The 20,183-nt window shown below is 34.7% G+C and carries 23 protein-coding genes; 5 read left to right on the plus strand and 18 right to left on the minus strand.

The window, feature by feature from the left end:
- Positions 1-63: 63 nt before the first annotated feature.
- The 8 genes from OEV98_RS14695 to OEV98_RS14730 all read right to left on the minus strand — a co-directional run bounded on the left by OEV98_RS14695 (position 64) and on the right by OEV98_RS14730 (position 6,226).
- Positions 64-357, minus strand: coding sequence for a YwqI/YxiC family protein (locus tag OEV98_RS14695; RefSeq protein WP_263074111.1), 294 nt, complete (start codon positions 355-357; stop codon positions 64-66).
- Positions 344-781: a DUF5082 domain-containing protein gene (locus OEV98_RS14700; protein WP_263074112.1), complete on the minus strand. Its 438-nt coding sequence runs from the start codon at positions 779-781 to the stop codon at positions 344-346. The genes OEV98_RS14695 and OEV98_RS14700 overlap by 14 nt, the downstream gene beginning before the upstream one ends.
- A gap of 417 nt (positions 782-1,198) precedes the next feature.
- Positions 1,199-2,458 carry a cation:dicarboxylate symporter family transporter gene (locus tag OEV98_RS14705; protein WP_263074113.1) on the minus strand — a complete coding sequence of 420 codons (1,260 nt, stop codon included), beginning with the start codon at positions 2,456-2,458 and terminating at the stop codon, positions 1,199-1,201.
- Positions 2,459-3,038: 580 nt separating this feature from the next.
- A complete protein-coding gene (locus OEV98_RS14710; RefSeq protein ID WP_263074114.1) occupies positions 3,039-3,641 on the minus strand; it encodes a nitroreductase family protein in 603 nt (200 codons plus the stop codon).
- A 183-nt stretch (positions 3,642-3,824) separates the two neighbouring features.
- On the minus strand, positions 3,825-4,697 hold the full coding sequence (locus OEV98_RS14715; protein ID WP_263074115.1) for a putative RNA methyltransferase: 873 nt from the start codon (positions 4,695-4,697) through the stop codon (positions 3,825-3,827).
- 131 nt (positions 4,698-4,828) lie between these two features.
- A complete protein-coding gene (locus tag OEV98_RS14720) occupies positions 4,829-5,254 on the minus strand; it encodes an SRPBCC domain-containing protein (protein ID WP_263074116.1) in 426 nt (141 codons plus the stop codon).
- Between the two features lie 134 nt (positions 5,255-5,388).
- Entirely contained in the window at positions 5,389-5,700 is a 312-nt protein-coding gene (locus tag OEV98_RS14725) for a DUF4304 domain-containing protein (RefSeq protein WP_263074117.1), read from the minus strand.
- Positions 5,701-5,743: 43 nt separating this feature from the next.
- Positions 5,744-6,226: a CBM20 domain-containing protein gene (locus tag OEV98_RS14730; protein ID WP_263074118.1), complete on the minus strand. Its 483-nt coding sequence runs from the start codon at positions 6,224-6,226 to the stop codon at positions 5,744-5,746.
- A gap of 716 nt (positions 6,227-6,942) precedes the next feature.
- Here OEV98_RS14730 and OEV98_RS14735 point away from each other — a divergent pair.
- Positions 6,943-7,452, plus strand: coding sequence for a hypothetical protein (locus OEV98_RS14735; RefSeq protein WP_263074119.1), 510 nt, complete (start codon positions 6,943-6,945; stop codon positions 7,450-7,452).
- A 143-nt stretch (positions 7,453-7,595) separates the two neighbouring features.
- Here the strand turns inward: OEV98_RS14735 and OEV98_RS14740 are convergent, their stop codons facing one another.
- The 4 genes from OEV98_RS14740 to OEV98_RS14755 all read right to left on the minus strand — a co-directional run bounded on the left by OEV98_RS14740 (position 7,596) and on the right by OEV98_RS14755 (position 11,428).
- Positions 7,596-8,126, minus strand: coding sequence for a GNAT family N-acetyltransferase (locus OEV98_RS14740; RefSeq protein ID WP_263074120.1), 531 nt, complete (start codon positions 8,124-8,126; stop codon positions 7,596-7,598).
- Positions 8,127-8,355: 229 nt separating this feature from the next.
- A complete protein-coding gene (locus OEV98_RS14745) occupies positions 8,356-8,667 on the minus strand; it encodes a hypothetical protein (protein WP_263074121.1) in 312 nt (103 codons plus the stop codon).
- A gap of 154 nt (positions 8,668-8,821) precedes the next feature.
- Complete coding sequence (locus OEV98_RS14750) at positions 8,822-10,558, minus strand: S8 family peptidase (protein ID WP_263074122.1); 1,737 nt, start codon at positions 10,556-10,558, stop codon at positions 8,822-8,824.
- A gap of 348 nt (positions 10,559-10,906) precedes the next feature.
- Positions 10,907-11,428, minus strand: a complete 522-nt coding sequence (locus OEV98_RS14755; protein WP_263074123.1) for a type 1 glutamine amidotransferase domain-containing protein — start codon at positions 11,426-11,428, stop codon at positions 10,907-10,909.
- Between the two features lie 239 nt (positions 11,429-11,667).
- On the opposite strand from OEV98_RS14755, the gene OEV98_RS14760 reads away from it, so the two are divergent.
- Together OEV98_RS14760 and OEV98_RS14765 are read left to right on the plus strand one after the other, a co-directional pair.
- The gene (locus OEV98_RS14760) at positions 11,668-12,117 is read left to right on the plus strand and encodes a DinB family protein (protein ID WP_263074124.1); all 450 of its coding nucleotides are present in this window, start codon (positions 11,668-11,670) and stop codon (positions 12,115-12,117) included.
- 349 nt (positions 12,118-12,466) lie between these two features.
- Positions 12,467-13,132, plus strand: a complete 666-nt coding sequence (locus tag OEV98_RS14765) for an HAD hydrolase-like protein (protein ID WP_263074125.1) — start codon at positions 12,467-12,469, stop codon at positions 13,130-13,132.
- Between the two features lie 55 nt (positions 13,133-13,187).
- On the opposite strand, the gene OEV98_RS14770 is transcribed toward OEV98_RS14765, so the two are convergent.
- Positions 13,188-14,195, minus strand: coding sequence for an IS1595 family transposase (locus OEV98_RS14770; RefSeq protein WP_263074126.1), 1,008 nt, complete (start codon positions 14,193-14,195; stop codon positions 13,188-13,190).
- Between the two features lie 250 nt (positions 14,196-14,445).
- Here OEV98_RS14770 and OEV98_RS14775 point away from each other — a divergent pair, with 250 nt between their 5' ends.
- The gene (locus tag OEV98_RS14775; protein ID WP_263074127.1) at positions 14,446-14,766 is read left to right on the plus strand and encodes a hypothetical protein; all 321 of its coding nucleotides are present in this window, start codon (positions 14,446-14,448) and stop codon (positions 14,764-14,766) included.
- 262 nt (positions 14,767-15,028) lie between these two features.
- Complete coding sequence (locus tag OEV98_RS14780) at positions 15,029-15,304, plus strand: GNAT family N-acetyltransferase (protein ID WP_263074128.1); 276 nt, start codon at positions 15,029-15,031, stop codon at positions 15,302-15,304.
- A gap of 378 nt (positions 15,305-15,682) precedes the next feature.
- Here OEV98_RS14780 and OEV98_RS14785 read toward each other — a convergent pair whose 3' ends face one another.
- The 5 genes from OEV98_RS14785 to OEV98_RS14805 form a co-directional block, all read right to left on the minus strand.
- Positions 15,683-16,600 carry an aminopeptidase gene (locus OEV98_RS14785; RefSeq protein WP_263074129.1) on the minus strand — a complete coding sequence of 306 codons (918 nt, stop codon included), beginning with the start codon at positions 16,598-16,600 and terminating at the stop codon, positions 15,683-15,685.
- A 118-nt stretch (positions 16,601-16,718) separates the two neighbouring features.
- Entirely contained in the window at positions 16,719-17,261 is a 543-nt protein-coding gene (gene lepB, locus OEV98_RS14790) for a signal peptidase I (protein ID WP_263074130.1), read from the minus strand.
- Positions 17,262-17,385: 124 nt separating this feature from the next.
- Positions 17,386-17,955, minus strand: a complete 570-nt coding sequence (locus tag OEV98_RS14795) for a GNAT family N-acetyltransferase (RefSeq protein WP_263074131.1) — start codon at positions 17,953-17,955, stop codon at positions 17,386-17,388.
- A 103-nt stretch (positions 17,956-18,058) separates the two neighbouring features.
- On the minus strand, positions 18,059-18,853 hold the full coding sequence (locus OEV98_RS14800) for an alpha/beta hydrolase (protein WP_407676520.1): 795 nt from the start codon (positions 18,851-18,853) through the stop codon (positions 18,059-18,061).
- A 51-nt stretch (positions 18,854-18,904) separates the two neighbouring features.
- Entirely contained in the window at positions 18,905-20,137 is a 1,233-nt protein-coding gene (locus OEV98_RS14805) for a Bcr/CflA family efflux MFS transporter (protein WP_263074133.1), read from the minus strand.
- Positions 20,138-20,183 lie beyond the last annotated feature (46 nt).

Genomic DNA, 20,183 nt, shown 5'->3' on the forward strand with positions numbered 1-20,183 from the left:
TTCTTAATGCTTCAAATTTATTTTTCTAGCACCACGCGATATCATTAGTCACTGAATTCTAGTCTATAAATTTTTCAACTCTGTTTGTTTATGATTCATACGAGCAATCTCGTCCTGTGACTTGAGTAGCTCAATACTAACATAAGTATCCTCCAAGTTTTTCTTTAAAATTTCCTTGTATTGGACGAGTAAGGAATAAAATTTTGCCTCCCGGTCCATCCATTTATCTGTAAATTCGAGCTTATTTCTTCCGATGTCACCTTCAAATGGCATCGTAAACGAAATCCGATTGACTTGCTCATTCATTAAATCTAAATGTTTTTTTACCGTAAAATAATCCAATTTAATTTGTTCCAATAAAAACCCACCTTTTCAATTGGCTCAACTTCTCTTCTACTTCTGCTGTAACTACATCTTTAGCGACTAAGGCTTCCATTTCTACTGAATAAGAGCTTAAATAGGTTAAAAAATTTCGTTTTGATTCTAATCGTAATATTTCACTATCGATTTGCTCTAAATATTGATGAAACTCGTATTGTATTGTTTGGACAGTGGTTTGATAGGCTTCCTCACGATATGTAGTAAATTCATTACTCCGATTGCCGGTCCATTGTTCCGCTAACTCTGGCTGGAGCATTTGTTGAATTTCCTTTCTGCTTGTCTCAAGCTCTTTGAATAACTTTGCTTTTGTTTGCCGTAATCTTGTTAGCTGATCATCAACATCGGAGTATTGATAAGATATAATTACTTGAATATCGTCTAATGCTCTAGAAAAGCTCATCAGATCCCCTCCACTCAAAACAAATAGTTCTTTTTACCTGTTTTTTTTCACGGGTGAACAATCGGCAGGAGAATTACGTAAACGAATGGTAAATTTAAGAAAAGACAATGCTACCCTTCTACATACGACTAGCAATCTTTCCTGTATATATTCATATCTATCGAATAGATAAATAAAAGGTCATTTTTAAAGAAAATTTTCCAAAATTCTTATTATTAATTATAAAGAAATGTCACAGTATATAAATAGGTATAAAGTTCCCTATTTTCAAATTTTCCCTTCCTGCTATTAGTCTATTTTCCTAAATTCATCATGTACGTTATTTCACCAAAAAAATTGGCATTACTAGCTTGTCCGATGGGGAACTTGCTAGATAATGCCATTTTAAAGGAGATATTTTTTTTATCAAAGAAGCTATTATGAAGCTTTCTGTACATCCGTTGTATCAGTAGGACGGAATTGTCCTTCCCATTTGGAAATGACAATGGCAGCCAATGCGTTTCCTACTACGTTAACTGCTGTACGACCCATGTCTAAAATACGGTCAATTCCGGCAATAAAGGCTAACCCTTCTAACGGAATACCAACTGTTCCTAATGTAGCTAATAATACAACGAAGGAAACACCAGGTACACCCGCAATCCCTTTCGAGGTTACCATTAATACAAGCATTAATGTAATTTGAGAAGCAATGCTCATCTCAATACCATACATTTGAGCAATAAATAATGCTGCTAATGCTTGATATAATGTGGAGCCATCTAAATTAAACGAATAGCCAGTAGGGATAACGAACGTAGCTATGTGCTTTGGACATCCCGCTTGTTCCATTTTACTCATAATACGTGGAAGTACCGATTCTGAGCTTGCAGTTGAGAACGCTAATATTAATTCTTCTTTTAACATTTTAATTAACTTAATAATGCTAAATCCTACAATTTTTGCGATTAATCCTAAAATTACTAAAACAAAAAAGATCATCGTTCCATATACTGTAATTACTAATTTCCCTAATGGAATCAAGGATTCTATACCAAACTTCGAAATTGTGACACCGATTAATGCAAATACACCAATTGGAGCAAATTTCATTACTTGATTGGTAACATAGAACATAGCATCGGCCATACCTTGGAAGAAATGCAGTACAGGTTTCCCTTTTTCACCAATTGCTGCAATCCCTACACCAAACATAACGGAGAAGAAAATTATCGCTAACATATCACCAGAAATTAAGGCTTGGAACGGATTGGTTGGCACGATGTGCACAATTGTATCAATCAGAGACTTACTCTCTTGTGATTCCGTCGTATCTACATAGGTAGAGATATCGGTTTGTTTCATCTCCTGTAAATTTAACCCCGCACCAGGTTGGAAAATATTAGCAGATATTAATCCGATTGCAATCGCAATCATCGTGACGACTACAAAATATAATATTGATTTCCCACCTAATTTACCTACTGATTTTAAGTCACCAACCCCAGCAATTGCTACAATAATACTAGAAAAGACAATTGGTACTACAATCATTTTAATTAATCGTAGGAAAATATCACCTAATGGTTGCAAATATGCTTGTGCTGTTTCACTACCATAAAAAATAGCACCAACAATGATTCCAATGATTAATCCAATAAATATTTGAACAGCTAAACTTAACTTGATTTTTTTCATTTATTTCCTCACCTTCTATTCTAGTTGTTGTATGAATCTGTATAGGCAATCGAAAACAATTATCTGTAAAGAAAAATAATTTTCGTTTATCAAAAAAAGACACAATAGGTGTCTCCTTCACATAATCCGCTTCATTCATTTTTGTTTACTATAACTGCTCCTCGTACCTTCTTTACGGTAGGCATGCAAACTAATTTCCTTTTAAACTACTTTTGGAAAAAGGAAATATCCGAATTCCAACCGAAAAATACAAGGAGAAAAACTTACATATAGAAAGATATTATCCTAGAAAAACAAATCTGTAAATAGGTCGAAACAAACTCATATTTTTCCCAAAATTAGCTTCAATACGGAACATTTTCCCCATTCACGCAAATCAGTCCTATTAAAAAAATTGTTTTATATCGTATATAAAGCATGTTGCATACTATAATTAAAAAGCTAATATCCGGACGTGCTATACAACTAGTCCAACGACTGAATACAACATTTTCAACATTAATTCTAGGCAATTCATTGAAATAGATTCAAAAAAAACACCCCAATTGAAAAATAGCAATAGGAGTGTCGTATTTCCTCGTTATTTCATGAAGGATCCAGTAGTTTCGTTCATTTCCATCCCAAAACTACCTTCAAATAAAGAAGCTTTTATCCCCCTTCTTGGACTTGGATTTTCTCGTTCCTGTAATACCTCTGGTAAACTATTCTTTTCCCCTTGGTAGCCAATAGCAACTAATGCATTAATAGCAAATTTTTCTGGGATATTTAATACACTTCGTGCTTTTTCGAAATTAAATCCTGTCATTGGATGTGTAACTAATCCTTTTTTCGTTGCCTCTAAGGACAAATATCCCCATGCAGCACCAGTGTCAAAGGCATGTGTTTTATTAAAGCCTCTTTCATTTTCCGTTTCGGAAATAATTAATGACAATACAGGAGCATTTTTGCACCAGTTTAAATTAAATTCTGAAATAAAGGAATAAAATTTCTCTCGGTCTTCCTCTGTGCGTGCCAAAATAAAACGCCATGGTTGATTATTAAATGCAGATGGAGCCCATCGTGCAGCTTCAAATAGACTAAATAATGTTTCTTCAGGAATTGGTTTGTTTAAAAACGAACGAGGAGACCACCTTTGTAAATATACAGTATCGATTGGATAGGAAGCTTCGCGTGTGTTTATCATTTATTAATTTCCTCCTTTATTGTAATAAAGTAAACATTATTTATTATACGGGAAAAATATTACAATTCCAATCAAACGAATTTCCTATCAATCATAATCGTCTTATCGGTGATTTCAAAAAAAAATTCTTTTCATTGATTAACAAATCAATGAAAAGATTTCCTCTTTTTTTATATCGTATTTCTATTTTTTTATCCCTATTAAAATATCCAAATCCACTGTAATAACTTGGCTTTTACGATTTAAAAATGAAGATAGTTTCTCATCTTCCGAATCCCATGCCAGTGGTGTCATTTTCGCTAAACTTTCTATCTCCTCTTTTTGTAATTCCTTTTTATATTGAAGTGTTACCGTATCAAGGAGCTTGAAATGCTGGCTAAATAGCGAAACAATTTTATCATTGGAATAAGTTTTCTTTTCTTCGTCCGCATATAGTGTTTCCCTTAGCTCTTTTAAATAATTTGCTCTTGGCACCACTTTTATTACAATTCCACCTGGTGCTAACATTCGTTGAAATTCTTGATAATTCGCTGGTGATAAAATATTTAATACAACTTGGTAAGCATGATCTGCCAATGGAGAATTTGCTAAATCCCCAACAACCCATAGTAGCTTTTCGAAATTTTTGCCTGCCATTACAATTCCTTCTTTTGCAATATCCAAGCCAACTGCACCAATTGATAACGAATTTAAAGAATCAGTAATTTTTTTTAAATGGGAGCCTTCCCCACAGCCTAAATCGACTATCATGAAGCGTGAATAATTTTCAGCCAAATGCTCTTTAATCACTTTTGCGATTTCTTTATGTAAAAAGGAGTACAAATCCGTTTCCATTATAATTTTATGACGGGCATGAAATAATTCCTTCGTGTATTGGCTAGCTGCAGGATGTGTCATTAAATTGACATATCCATGTTTCGTAAAATCGAATGTATGGTTATTTGGACATTTTAAGCTTTTCTCCTCATATACCTGAAGTGCTTGCTGGCAATGCGGACAGCGAAAGCTTGTAATGTATTCTTGAAATAATTTTGCTGTATGCTGTATTTTTTTCATTTTACCTCTTCCTTGCTTCGTACTCTTCTATTATTTAATTCATACGTCTGATTCTACCCCAAGGAAAAGCATGTATCAAATGATTATGAATTCGAATTGCCAAATCCAATGATTGATAACCCTACCTTTGATTATTTTACTAATGCCCCTCTTAACGTATTTACACCGTATTCTAAATACGCCTTTAAGCATGTTAATGTATAAACCCAGCCTTCTTTGTTATCGATTATTTGATGAATAAAATCTGGAGCAGTTTCTTCAAATCCGGTTTCGAATACTTCTATAATTGTTCGAGCTGGATTTACAGCCGTTAATGTGATGGTCACCATATGTCCATCTCCACCGGTAAACACTATTTTTTTATTTAGCTCTAGATCATCAATAAAGATATTGACTTGTGCATGATATTCTTCATAACGTAATGTAATCGTTTTTCCACGTTCCCAGCGCTCTGAGCTTGAAGAAAACCAAAAGTTACCGATTTTTACTGGATCCACAAACGCTTCAAATACTTCGTTTGCAGACTTCTCAATCTGCATTTTTGTTAAATTGTTCATATCCTGTATCCCCTGTTCTGTCGTTTTTTCGTAGTTTTTCTTTTTTCTCGCTCTCGTTATATTCGCTACACACCAAGAGAAAACCTGCCATTTTATAAAAAAAGCATTCCATAGGATAATGGAATGTATTCATTTTACGCCTGGTTATCTTTTATTTGCTCCATTAGTTTTTCTAGTACAGGCAAACTTAATTTACTTAACGATTTTTTTATTTCCTCTTCCATTTCCTTCCGGTTATTTTCACGATACTGCTCCCACCATTCCTTTAAACCTTCCGTATGATTGAGCAAGTATTCAATATCAATCACTTCTACCTCATCGTCTGATAAATATTTTAAAACCTCCGCTAACATCCGCGATAGATTTTCTACCTCAGATTTTTCCTTTATTTCCGCTGTTGCTTCGTTATCTACTGTTTCATTTATTGGAGTAACCTTTCGTGGCATTGTTTCCCTCCTAATAATCCGGTATACATCATTTGATAGTATTTCACATATTTGACTTATGATTTATCGCCTTCGCTTCTACATAAAGGACTAATCGATAATAGAGCAATAAAATAATTAATAGTATTGGGTCAAGAACTGCTGCATGCCAAAGCTTCCACCAACCATAATGAAAATATCCCCATGGTTTAGGAAGTATCGTAATAGCTTCATAAATAACAAGTACTACATCCCAAATAATAATATTTAAACATTTCCTTAAAAAACTTTTTTCAAAAGGATATAAATTTAAAAACAATATATTTACTGGGGGTACGATGAAAAAATGTGGCAAGAAACCTTGCCATTCAATTTTTTTCCCAAAATACCAATAGGCAAAATATTTAAATTCTATCATCATATCGAAACTCATTTGAAAGGCAATCGTGAACATCCATATATGAAGAATTTGGTTCCATGATAATCTTTTATTTGTTTTAAATGCGATAATATTAAATAAAATCATCGCTATTATTAGTCCAATCATAAATACCCTCTTCTTATTCGATAAAATGGATAATGATGTAAAAGTTTATTATTGAAACACTTATATCACTTCTTACAGAAAATAAGATTGTTTATATAGCTAATAACACATGATTAGCGTTCTATTTTTCACTGGAAATTATTCTCCAATTAAAAAACTTTAAAAATTGTGATGGAATGCCGTGAACAAGGAATAGAAAATGACCATTTTACCTATAATAACTCTATTCGATTGCACAAGGGTGATAGTATTGTTCCTTTCTTGGTTCCTTTTTGCCGTGTTGTTACTTTTCATTTTCTTTTGCAGCTACAAGAAGAAGCTTCACATCTTTGAAATATTATTTATATGGATGATAGTGTGGATTATTACAAACTCGCTATCTTCCATTTTATTGGTAAATCTCAAACTTATAAGTATGCCTAATGACTTCCAAAAGTTTTTGAATCATTTTTTCCAAAGAGTATTGCTCTATCCTTTAATCATTACGATTTTTTTTGATTTGTGTGTAAGAGTTAAAAATTATGTTCGTCAATCACTGCTAATCATCATATGTATCTTTCTATTATCTTTGCTTGAAAATCAATTTATATCCTTAGCTGGATTAGAGAACAAAGATTATCACATTACAGATTCAATTATCCAATGGGGATTGACAGTATTCATTACGTTACTATTGTGGATTTGGTTTAGAAAAAAAAGTCTAACGAGGGAAAACGATGATCCTGTACTTACCAGAAAAATTTGATGAAAATGAATGGACGGTTATTATCGGGGTTGTTTTAAATATACTTCTATTCAAATTTTTACCGAGACGTTTACCAAAAGAAATAATTTCGCTAATCGTTTTACTTAGCATCTCCTTTCCAACATTACTCGATCATTCAATTGCAGCAAAGTCAATTAATTTATATAATCTAAACGATATGCGGGAATACGAAATTTTCGATGTGATTTTATATGGGGTCTATCCTGCTTTTGGTTATTTATTTGTTTATTTTTTAAACTATTGGGACTTAAAAGGTATTTGGGTAGCTTTTTATATCCTCATTTGGTGTATATTTGGATATAGTATGGACTTTCTTTTAGAAAAACTACATGTGTTTAATTTCACCGGCTGGAAATTAACCTATTCTTTACCACTATATTTAGTCGTACTTTCCTTAACGTATTTATTTTATAAGTTATTGATTTATTATGCTGATAAAATTTCAATTGAAAGAACTTGAGTAATTTAATGGGAAAACTGAACACGCAACAAAAAGGAATGTATCCTTTTGTTGCGTGTTTTATTTTTTTTACTTCCTTGAATGATATTACTTGTGCAGCAAAATATTGAGAACTTACAACGTAAAACAGCAACTCCAGCTTTCTAAAAAACTTTACCTTCAAAAAATTTACCCATCGTGATAACATCCACATATTGATTTGGCCCAAGTTTTGCGTGTTTTATTTTCCTGCCTTCTTCAATAAATCCAAATTTTTTATATAAATGAATTGCTCGATTATTATTAGAAAATACTTCAAGCGAAATTTTTTCTAAGCTTGGATTTTCCGCTGCCCATTGGAAAAGCTTTGTGAGTAAAGAACTACCTACCCCACCATTCGTATATTTTTCTTGAATACTAATCCCAAATATTCCTTGATGCTTGTAGCGAATTCGTGAGGAGCGTTGAAAACTTAATATACCAATGACTTGCTGATCCAGTTCGGCAACTAGCAAAAGCCCCGTATGTTGATGCATTGCAATCCATCTTCGCTCTTCTGCTGCATTAGTAGTAAATTCTTCTAATGTAGTAGCCATAAATTGCGGATTTTCTTCTAATACTGTTCTTGTATGGGTAAGGATTTGTTCGGCATCCACAATTGTCGCCTCTCGTATAATGATGGAAGATTTCTCCATAACGCTTCACCTTCTGATATAAAAATTAAAGTTAACATAACGTTATTATAATCAACTAATAAATTTCGTTAAATCTTTCGCAGATTAAAATGAAGTTCTACATAATCAATACGAATATAATCAACAAAAGAAAAGATCTATGCACGATATCGTTCATTGCGTTTATTTTGTATGCAAAGTTGAATAATTCTTCAGTAATCGGGAACAGCGATGGTTATTCAATTTTTAATCATATATTTCTCGGCATCTTCCCATCCGTTATTGTGTACAAAATTTTCCGCATCAGTGTACTTGTCGCATATAGCACAAAATATACAATGATAAATTGTACAATATATTTCACGATTGGATTTGCAATAAAATCTGCTAACCAATTGATTCCAAAGTATATACATATGAATGCAATAAATACGGGAACAATATATGTAATGGAAACTCCCAGAAGCTGCCATTTCGTTACTTCCTTTAGTCTTGAACGATTTTTAAAAAAATTATTAATGAGCATAAGGATGACAAAAAGAAAGAAAAAAATGTCGATCATAAGCACCACTCCCTATAATGAAAGTGAAAATTCAGTATTTTTATATCTATCATACATGATGTTCGATTTTGTTGTCCATATTTCGTTTACAATTATTCTCTTGTAACCAAAAAAGGTATGTCATTCGCATTGAATACATACCCATTACAGACCTCTATTCGAAATAATTAGCACTCCGATTTAACATTGCTGCGATTTGTGCTCTTGTCATTTTCATTTGCGGTGAAAATTTGGTACTACTTGTACCACGAATAACCCCCAGATTTGCAATTCTAGCAACGGCATTCGCTGACCATCCGTTCGGATCTACATCAATAAAGGGAATTGGATAGGTTTCCCCTTCTGTTACAATATTTTTCCGAATAAAAACGCGATCCAAAATTGCCGCAAACTGTTCTCTCGTTAACACTTGCTCCGGACCAAACTTCCCATCCTCTATACCAACCATATATTGATTTTCCGTTACAGCAATAATATCGGATATCGCCCAATAATTATTGCGAACATCTTTGTACGTATTCGAGCCTGTTGGTTGTAAGCCTAAAATTCTTGATAAAATAACAGCCGCTTGTGCCCTTGTTAGTACATCCTCTGGTGCAAAACTGGATGCAGATTTTCCTACTAACCAACCTTTTTTATAAATTGCGATTATATCCGTTTTTGCCCAATGACTATAAATATCGGGAAAATAATACGGTGCTTGAGCTAGACCATATCCGAACAAAGAATCTCTGCCTTGCATACCTAAATCAATACTTCCTTTTTGTAGCAAGGAACGTAATTGTATATTGGTTAAATTTGGATTTGCCTCTTTTAATAACGCAACGATTCCACTGACAACCGGTGTAGCCATGCTTGTTCCACTCATGGAAATATAACCATTATTTAAGTATGTACTAACGATATTCTCTCCTGGAGCACTAATTTCTAATGCAGAGCCAGTTGAAGAAAAAATTGCCCGCTGATTATTTTCATCTAGCGCACCAACCGCGATTGTAGAATCGAATTTTCCTGGATAATTAATTGTATCGATTTTTGTATCCTCTGTCCCATCATTACCAGCAGCCGCTACAATTAACAGTCCGTTTTCATACGCTGCATTGATCATTCGTTCCAGTATTTGCGAGTTTACAAGCGATCCAGAGCTGATATTTAGGATATCCATATCATTCTCGATCGACCATTGAATTGCTTCGACTAAATCCGATATATATCCGCTCCCATCAAAGTCCAATACCTTTACGGAATACAATTGGACATCTGGAGCAATTCCAACTACCCCTATATTGTTGTTTTTCGCTGCAATTATCCCTGCTACATGCGTTCCATGCCCATTATCATCATAATAGCTTGTTGTATAATCAACGAATGATATCCCTCCTGCTACTTGTAAATCATCATGTAAAGCAATTCCGGTATCAATGACAGCTACCTTAATACCTTTTCCGGTAAAATTGCTTTGGATTGATTCTCTAAGCTTCACTCTTTCCCGATCCCAAGTAATAACTTGTGCAGGCTCAATAGTTATTTCTTTATCTCGTTCGATATAGGTAATTTCAGAACTAGTCAGAAGCATAGATAAATTTTCTCTTGGCATTACAGCAACTAACATTTGCAGCTGATTATTGTTATTGATGATTGTTCCATGAAGCTGTTTTATTTCCGTTTGGAGAACTTGCAAATTTTTATAAAAAATGGTTACCCGGATTTGCTCATCATTCGAATTTTGTTCATTTTGTGCTTGATTCGTTATTGGTGCAGCTTGCATAGATGCGTACACAGGTTGTGACTTATGCAAAATTGCTTCGTTTGTTTTAAAAATATTTATTTCATTCTGTAGGTAGGAAAAAAAGAAAAAAATAATGCTAATGAATAAAAAAAATATTTTCATGCATTCACCAAACCTTCTCTTGATAGCACGGAGTTGATATTGCTATTTTTCCATGCAATACTCTGCTTTTAGTTTGGTGAATACAATAAAAAATTATTACAAAAAAGAGGCTGGGACATAACAATTGATGTTTAAATGTAAGACGAACAATAATTCGGATAGCGGAGGAAATATACGTAGACTCCTGCGGGAAAAGCATGAGCCGAAGACCCCGCACGAAGCGTAGCGGAGGAGGATAAGGCAATGCCCGCGGAAAGCGAAGTATATTTCCGGAGCGAATTTACCTACTTAACTTTGTTCGGATTCTCTTACATAAAAATACTTTTGTCCCAGCCTCAATTCAAAAAACTACTTTGCTAAAACAGCTATAAACTCCCGCATATAATCCGGTAAATCTGGTGGTCTTCTTGCAGAAATAATGTGGCCATCTACAACTGCTGGCTCATCAACCCATGTTGCCCCTGCATTTGTCATATCGTCCTTAATCCCCGGTGTGCTTGTCACTGTTCTGCCTTGCAAAATATTTGCAGATATTAGCACCCATCCGGCATGACATATTTGCCCGATTGGTTTCTGCCTTTCATCCATGGAACGAACCATTTCTTTTACTTCCGTAAATCTCCTCAATAAATCAGGTGACCACCCACCAGGTACTAAAATTGCATCATAATCATTTGGATCAATATCTGCAAAAGCATAATCAGAAGTAATGGGAACACCATATTTTCCTATATATTTTTCTCCCGCATTTTCCCCGACAATAGCAACAGATGCTCCTTCTTCTCTTAGCCGAAGCACTGGGTACCATAATTCTAAATCCTCGAAATCATTACTGACTAATTGAATTACTTTCTTACCTGAAAGTTTCATAAGTATAACCTCCTGTATTTACTATAAATCTCATTCTATTTTATTGTTTTGAAAATTGCTGTGGTAATTTAGCCTTCTCTTTATGATGGCATTAATTGCCAATGGTTTGCAAGGAAAACACAAAATTCCAAAACACGAAATATTTCAAAAATAGCATGCAATCTAAAGGAAATATGCTTAAAATAAATACAACAATGTTTTCCTTTTATCCATCGCACACGAAAGGAGGATTGAAGTTTATGAAGACTATAGAATTAATGTTTGACCATCTGTATTGGGCGAATCAAAGTATGCTTAGTGCTTTAATAGCATTAGATAATATCCCTTTGGAGGCACTACGAATATATTCTCATCTATTATTAGCTGAAAAGGTTTGGTACAATCGCTTACAAAAAAATGATAGGACAAATACTCCGATCTGGAGCGATTTATCGATTGCCCAATGTGCCAAATTGATGGAAGAAAACACTAATAATTATCGCTATTACATTACAAATCTAACGCAAACAGATCTCCACCAGTTGATTACTTATAGAAATAGTAAACAAGAAGAATTTACAACTTCCATTCATGATATTCTTACACACGTTGCACTTCACGGACAGTACCACCGAGGACAAATAAACAAACTCCTTCGTATATATAACGAGGAGCCAATTAATGTTGATTTTATTACATTTGTTAGATAATTTACTACAGTACATGCTATATTTATAAATTTGTTATAGTATTTCTTTTATGATTGAAGTAACTTTTCTAAAAAAATTAATTTTCTTAAAAAAATCTTTTCCTGTGTAATAAATTTTGGCTGTTTTCTAAAGAATGTTGATATTTCATGCATTGGTTTTTAGATGAACGCTGAACAGACAGACTACACGAATACTCCCGCAGGAAAGCGGAGTGTATTCTGTCTGTGGTCTTTTTAGAAGGCTGTTTTCGTAAACTTTGTTGCTCTTTGAATAAACAAGGATAATTTTCATTTTTTTGGTATAATGATACATATGTTTATCAAACAGTAGTAAAGAGGGAGAGAATGCATTGTTAAAGTCACTTATTTTTGATATGGATGGGACTCTATTTCAAACAGATAAAATATTGGAATTATCACTTGACGATACTTTTAACCACTTACGGTCACTAAATTTATGGGATGCAAGTACGCCTATTGATAAATACCGTCAAATAATGGGTGTACCCTTACCAAAAGTTTGGGAAGCATTGTTACCTAATCACTCAAATGAGGTAAGAAAACAAACTGATGCCTATTTTCTAGAAAGGTTAATTGAAAACATAAGCAGTGGAAAAGGGGCTTTATATCCAAATGTAAAGGAAATTTTCAGTTATTTAAAAGAAAATAATTATTCAATTTACATAGCAAGTAATGGATTAGTGGAATATTTACAAGCAATTGTGAGTTATTATCATTTGGATAGTTGGGTTACAGAAACCTTTAGCATTCAACAAATCCAAACGCTCGATAAAGGTGATTTAGTCAAAAAAATCATAAAAAAATACGACATCACAAATGCAGCAGTGGTCGGCGACCGTCTATCTGATATAAATGCAGCTAAAGATAATGGGTTAATTGCAATTGGATGTAACTTTGATTTTGCACAAGAAGATGAACTAGCTCAGGCTGATTTTGTAATAGATGATTTAATTGAGCTAAAAACAATATTACCGACATCGCATCTTTTGAAGTAATGTAGCTTTGATAGGATAAGAATTAAGCCGTTTCTTTAATGAAATGGCTCTTTTTTTATATCTCACGCAAATATTTTACTGTGATGATATTTGAGTTTTGACAAGCACTGAGGAGCATTTGATTAATCCGTTCTTTATCTTCAATTTTCTTGCTTTTTTGAAGAAAACTAAACCAATAAAGATAGTTGTCCAGATATTTGGTTGCAACTCCTCGTAACCTATCCATCCAGTCCTTTAACCGTTTGTGATAATTGTTGACGTTATTCAAATGGTAAATGCCCTTTTTGACATATCCTTCTTTACTAAGATTAATCGGTTCGTGTTTAAGCGACTTAATTAAGGAGAATTTTTTATAATTCGTAGCTGTATCTGTACATAACAAAGAAGACGGGTCAATATAATTTCCGATAACCGCATCTATTTCTTCTGCCCGAACACGACCCGTTCCTGCCTTTTGTGCTATTACCTGACCATTGCGGTCCTGAGCCACCACAACAGCGATTTTAAGGTTGCTAATTCCTCTCTTCTTGTCTCTTCCTCCTCGTTTCTTGGGTTTTCTGTCTAGGGTTCTTCGTCCTTTTAAAGACTCCTTAAAAAAGGTTTCATCGCTTTCGACAATTCCTTTTAATATTTGAAACCCCATTGAGCGAAGAGAAAACAATATTTTATGTCTCCAATAAAATGCGGTAGATAGATGGATTTTTAGTTTTTTAGCAATCTTGGGTAAAGTGAACCCTTCAACCATCAATTGGAAATATTTTGCCCACTTTCCAAGATAACGAGTTCCTGATAGTGGGGTATTGGTTAAATCATTGAAAGACTTGCCGCAGTCTCGGCAAAGGTATCTTTGTCTCCCTCTATACGTTCCATTCCGTTTCACCTTTACACTACCGCAATGGACACAACCTAACCCTTCTTTGAAGCGTGTTTCTCTGATTGTGGTAAAAGCTTCTGTGATAATTCTCTCTTCTTCAGAAAAGAAATCTTCTTTTAAATGTTTAAATAATCTAATTTGCTCGTGTTTAGGCAAGTCCAAAAAGTCAGCATATACGTCTTTCCACATTCCCAATCCCCTCCTGAGAGATGTATTTTACCACCTCTCAAAAGAATGGTCAAAATAGCAACAATCTATACGAAAAGAGCCTTTTAGAAAAAGCAACAATCAAAACGAAAACAGCCTAATGTTAAAATAGCAAATTCAACCATTGGATTTTTTTCTATAAATATGGTTTAATATTAATCTATGTGACAGTTTTCGCAAACTTATATGAAAACTATATGAACAAAACAGTAAAAGGAAAGGTTGGGAAAACATGAAAAGAATTTTGAAGCTTAGCATTATAATATTCATGATTAGCCTTTCTAATTTTATTGGTAGTTGCACCCTTCATATAAATGCATTTGAAGAATTTACGATTTCAGATCATTTTATTTCGAGTGATAACAATCAGTCCCTAGATACGACATCTAGTGATAATCATTTCGCAATCTTACAACATTTGATTATAGGAATCTTTTTGATTATCAGTATTACAATTACCGTTAATCGGTTTATTAAATGGAAAGCAAGGGCAACCATTTTAACGCCAGTATTCTACCAATCCAATTATGTACGCACTTCTCCTTTAATGTAAGCAATATAAATTTAAAGGAGGAATTTTTACGATGCAATGGGTTGGATATGTATATATTATCGCAGGATTTTTTGCTGCAACGGGTTTATCCCTTTTAACATATCAAGGAATTGAGATTTTCCATGCGTTTCTTGACTATTTTAAAAAATAATCGCAGATAATGAAGAGTGTAAGGCATTTTGCTTTGCGCTCTTTTTCTTATTTCTATTTTGATAATAAAAATAGATATTGGTTAAAAATTGTTTAAGGAGCTGTGAGATATATGACAGAAATTAAATCTGGTACGAATGAGTTTTACGTAGAGGATGCTGGAGAAGTAATTGCGCGAATTGAATATTCACTAGGATCGAATGATACAATCGTTATTAAGCATACGAGAGTAAGTGAAGACCATAGTGGTAAAGGACTTGGGTCACAGCTTGTAAACAAAGTGGCGGAATACGCAAAAGCGCAAAATAAATTAATTGTTCCGGAATGTTCGTATGCGAAAAAAGTGCTTGAAAGTAAGTCGGAATATCAAGATGTACTAGCAAAATAACATTCCATGAAAAAGATCGAAAACTAAAAAACGTCTTCGATCTTTTTTTATTTAGGCTGTTTGTATAGTTTGTTGCTATGTAAGTAGCCAGCAGAATGAATACACCGGTCGCCACGTTCCTATGGTCTCGCTTTCTGGCATGTCTAGCTCCAGCGCATAGGGACTAACGAGTTTCCGCACTCCTCTACCACGATATGTCAACATTGACTCATTTGCTCGTCGTGTTTCCTTTATCTCATTAAAGAGTACTACAGTTCTTACCTCGCGAGACTGACGCTTCCGGTTTTCGCGGAGTCTTCGTGTATTCAGTCTGCTGAGCAGTTCATAAACCATTTTATCTCATGAAATAACTATAATCGTTTAGGAAACAGCCTTTACTTATTTCCAAATAACCGTTGGTTCTTTTGTTACACAATCAATATGTACATCCGCTTTTATTGTTCCACCAAAGGTATGGTTGGATCCAAAAGCAACATGAATTGTATGATAGGCTTTTTCATCTTCTAATATATTTCCGGTTACTCTTGCTGCATAGTTTGTCCCAATTCCAAGCTCTGCAAGCATTCGGCCATTTCTCTCCCCTAAGAGCTCTAATAATCGCTTACCTTCCTCACCACTAGCATCCACTAACTTTCCGTCTTCAATTGTTAAAAGTACTGGTTCGGTAAGTAACCCGATGCCTGACACGGAACCATTAATCACTATTTGTCCTTGTGCTCGTCCTTCGAGTGGTGCTATATAGGCTTCCCCTGATGGGAGATTTCCAGATGCTGCTTTTTCACGGAATACGCCAGTGCTTGGAATTCCAATTCTATCTGTAACAGGAATCGATAATTCATAACGATTTGCTGTCCCTGTTTGGATGATGACCTCTTTTGCTTCCGTTAACCGTTCCGTCATTGCCAATGTTTCTTTTTCGACCCGACTGTAATCGGCACGTAATGCCCCATCGGTAAACATATCTTCTGTAATTCCAGGCATCGTAATCACGCTGATTCCTTGTTGATTGGCATTTTTTCTTGCTTGTGTATGGGTAAGGGAATGCTTTGTTAAACAAAAGACAAAATCATAACTTAACATTGCAGCAGCAGTCTCTTCCGGAGGTTCTTCCCCAGATTTTTTCCGATCTGCCATAACGTGCATTTCTACCTTCCATCCATCACTATTTAATGCGTCTGCAAATTTCCTTGCTAATACTTGTGTACTATTATCTGTTAAAACAAGTAGCAAATTTTCTTTCTTAATAGAAAAGTTGTTTTCCATTAAATTGTGAACAATTTCTGTAAAATTTTTCATGTTGATATCCCTCAATTTATTAAACTTAGCGTTTGTTACACGCTTCTAATTATCGTAGCTAATCCATTCCAATACGGTATCTTTTAGAAAATAAAAATTTACAAATACAGGAGAATTTTTATTTCAAAAGCCCAATATCCTTTATTGGATAGTATTGGAAATTTACTTCGCCGACAACATCACCTACTGGTACATAGCCAAAAATTCTACTATCATTACTACGTAAACGATTATCGCCTAATACAAATAAAGATCCTTTTGGAACGGTTGCTTGACCGGTTACTTCTTGTAATGAAAAGTCCTTTGTGAAGTTACCGAATGTATTCTTTTTACTATTTTCCAAATAAGACTCTTTTGTTGCTTTTCCATTGACGTAAAGTACATCGTTTTTCATTTCGATTGTATCACCAGGGAGGCCGATGACACGCTTAATATAATAATCATTTGAGTCAGGTGCATGAAAAACAATAATATCAAAACGTTGGATATCCGATATTTTACTAATTAGCACGCGATCTAAATTATGAAACGTAGGTTCCATTGATTCTCCGTAAACGGTTGTTGGATAGAAAAAATAATGTCGGAAAATAAATGCTATTACAAATGCGATAATTGCAATTTTCAACCAGGAGAATATTTCCTTTTTTAATGAATCCCCCATATTTTTTCCCACCTTTCACACGTTCTCTCGCTTTTAATTATATAATAACTACTTCGTTACGAGACTGCAAATTCCTGCCTACGAAATATGTATTCAATCAAAAGAAAGGTATACATTTATGTCATTACCCATGTGTTAAATATTCCTCCTTAAGTATCGAATACAATCGTAAATCTCGATGGTGGCCCTTTGTCAGCATGCCTTTCCGAATCGTCCCTTCATATGTCATACCTACCTTTTCCATCACTCGATAGGATCCGATGTTTTCCGCCATTGCTCTTGCTTCCAATCGAACAAGATCCATATGTTCAAAACCAAATTTAATTACTGTATTCATTGCTTCGGTCATTATCCCCCGTCCCCAATAATCTCGAGAGAGCACATATCCGATTTCCGCTTTTTTATGCTTAGGAGACCATGAAACAAAATTAATGGTCCCTATTAATCGATTGTTTTCCTTCCATTCTATAGCCCAAAAAACATTTTGTTTTTTATCATATTGTTCCAATATCGAATACAAAAATCTTTTAGTATCTTCTAATGACTGATGGGTATCCCAGCTTACGTATTTTGACACTTGTTCATCTGATCCATATGCATGCATATCCTGTAAATCTTCTTCCTTTAATTTTCGTAAAATTAGTCTCTCTGTCTCTAATATTGGTATATTGGCATAGATTTGATCTTCCGTCATTACGAAAACCCCTTCATAAATTATTTTTATATAATATTTTTCATTATAGAATAAGTAGCAAACCAGTAAGATTTGCTACTTTTATTGGTCATGATTAAATATATTACTGTACCATCCCTTGTTGTTTTAACCAGCTTTCACACATTTGCGTCCATTGTGACACGTCTAGGTCCTCTTTTGCTAAACCAAGACCATGCCTTCCGTTTTGAAAAATATGTAATGCATATGGGATTTTATGTTTACTTAAGCTATAGGCAAACATGAGCGAATTTTCAACAGCAACCGTTTCATCATCTGCAGTATGCCATAGAAATACTGGCGGCGTCTGTGCTGTTACATTGTTTTCACTTGATAACGCTGCTTGTAATGTTTCATCCGGATTGCTACCTAATAAATTCTGTACAGATCCGATATGTGCATCATGCTGCAAGGAAATGACAGGATAGCATAATACCGCTAGATTTGGACGAGAAGAGACAAGATCAATATCATCTAGCGGATCACTCCATTTTTTATCAAATAAAGTCGCAGCAGTGGATGCCAAGTGTCCACCCGCAGAAAATCCTAATATACCAATTTTGTTCGGATCGATATTCCACTCTTCTGCATAAAAGCGAACCGTACGTATGGCACGCTGTGCATCTACTAATGGTGCTGGATGACGATAGGGAGCTACACGATAATGAAGCACGAATGCTGATATACCAATGCTATTCAACCAGTTCGCTACTGGTTCTCCTTCATGATCTGCCCGAAATCCATAGCCACCTCCAGGACAAACAATGATTGCACCATGTTTTTCTTTCTTATTTATTAAATATGGAATAAGTGTTGGCCTATCTTCTTCTTCAGAGCCTTTCGCAAAAGGTGCACCATTTTCCCAAAGTAACATTTTCATTACCTCCATTTCATTTAATAACTATCATTCTAGCAAAAGTAGCCATTCTAATTAAAAAGTTTCCATTTCTACTGTTAAACTTGTTTTTGCTACTTGCTTCTTCGTCAAAGTAAAAAATGTGATGGTCCCAATAGCAGACGTAAGAAACAAAATTGCTCCCATTGGAATTGCAGTGGTCTCATTGATACCTACGAGAGGTGATACTAAGGAACCGATTAATAATGGAAATAAACCTAAAACCGCACTTGCACTTCCTGCTCGATGCCCTTGATTTTCCATTGCAAGTGTAAATGTACTAGTTGTAATCATTCCCATTGTCGTCATATAAATAAAAATTAGTGTAACAACGACGGCAAGCGGACCTTTCATCATTGTCATGATAAGTAGAATTAATGTGGCACTTACTGCAATTAAAACACCTGCACGAAGTAAGCTTCTTTCATGAATAATCCCACCAAAGCGACCGATAATAAAACTACCGGCAATGATGGCTATACCATTAATCCCAAACAATATACTAAAAGCCTGTGGAGATACTCCATAAATTCCTTGGTACACAAAAGGTGTTCCGGAAACATAAGCAAAGCTTCCACCATGAATAAATCCTACCGTTAATGCATAGCCAATAAAAGAACGGTCTATCACTAAGCTACCCATCGTTTGAATGGAATGCTTAATGGAACTAGGAATTCTTTTTTCCACTGGTAATGTTTCTTTAAAACGAAACGCAAGAACGGTCACAATAAGTAGCCCAATTGCGCTTAAAAAGTAAAAAATAATATTCCATTTTGCGAATGGGAGAAGTAAAATCGCCCCACCAGTCATTGGTGCAATCATTGGAGCGGTGGAATTTATCACCATTAATAAAGAAAAGAATTTCGTCAATTCTCTTCCTGTGAACACATCTTTCACAACGGCGCGAGAAATCACAATCCCTGCGGAAGCAGTAAAGCCTTGGAGAAATCTAGCGAAAATTAGTGTGGTAATATTCGGTGCCAATGCACAGAAAACCGATGAAAGTGCAAATAAAAAAATAAAGAATAATAATGGTTTTCTACGTCCTTTTGCATCACTAACCGGACCGACTACCATTTGTCCGATTGCAAGTCCTATTAAGCACGCAGTTAAACTTAGCTGGACGAATGATGCTTGTGTATTTAAATCACTGGCAATGTCCGGAAAGCTTGGTAAGTACATATCTATATTTAGCGGACCGAGAATCCCTAATAAGCTAAGTAAAAAAGCCAATCCGATCCGTTGTTTCCCTGTTGGATTGTGAATCATGTTGCAATCCCTCCCTATTTTTGATTATAAGGGTTTTTTCGAATGT

The organism is Perspicuibacillus lycopersici (assembly GCF_025660475.1).
Taxonomy (GTDB): Bacteria; Bacillota; Bacilli; order Bacillales; family Caldibacillaceae; genus Perspicuibacillus; species Perspicuibacillus lycopersici.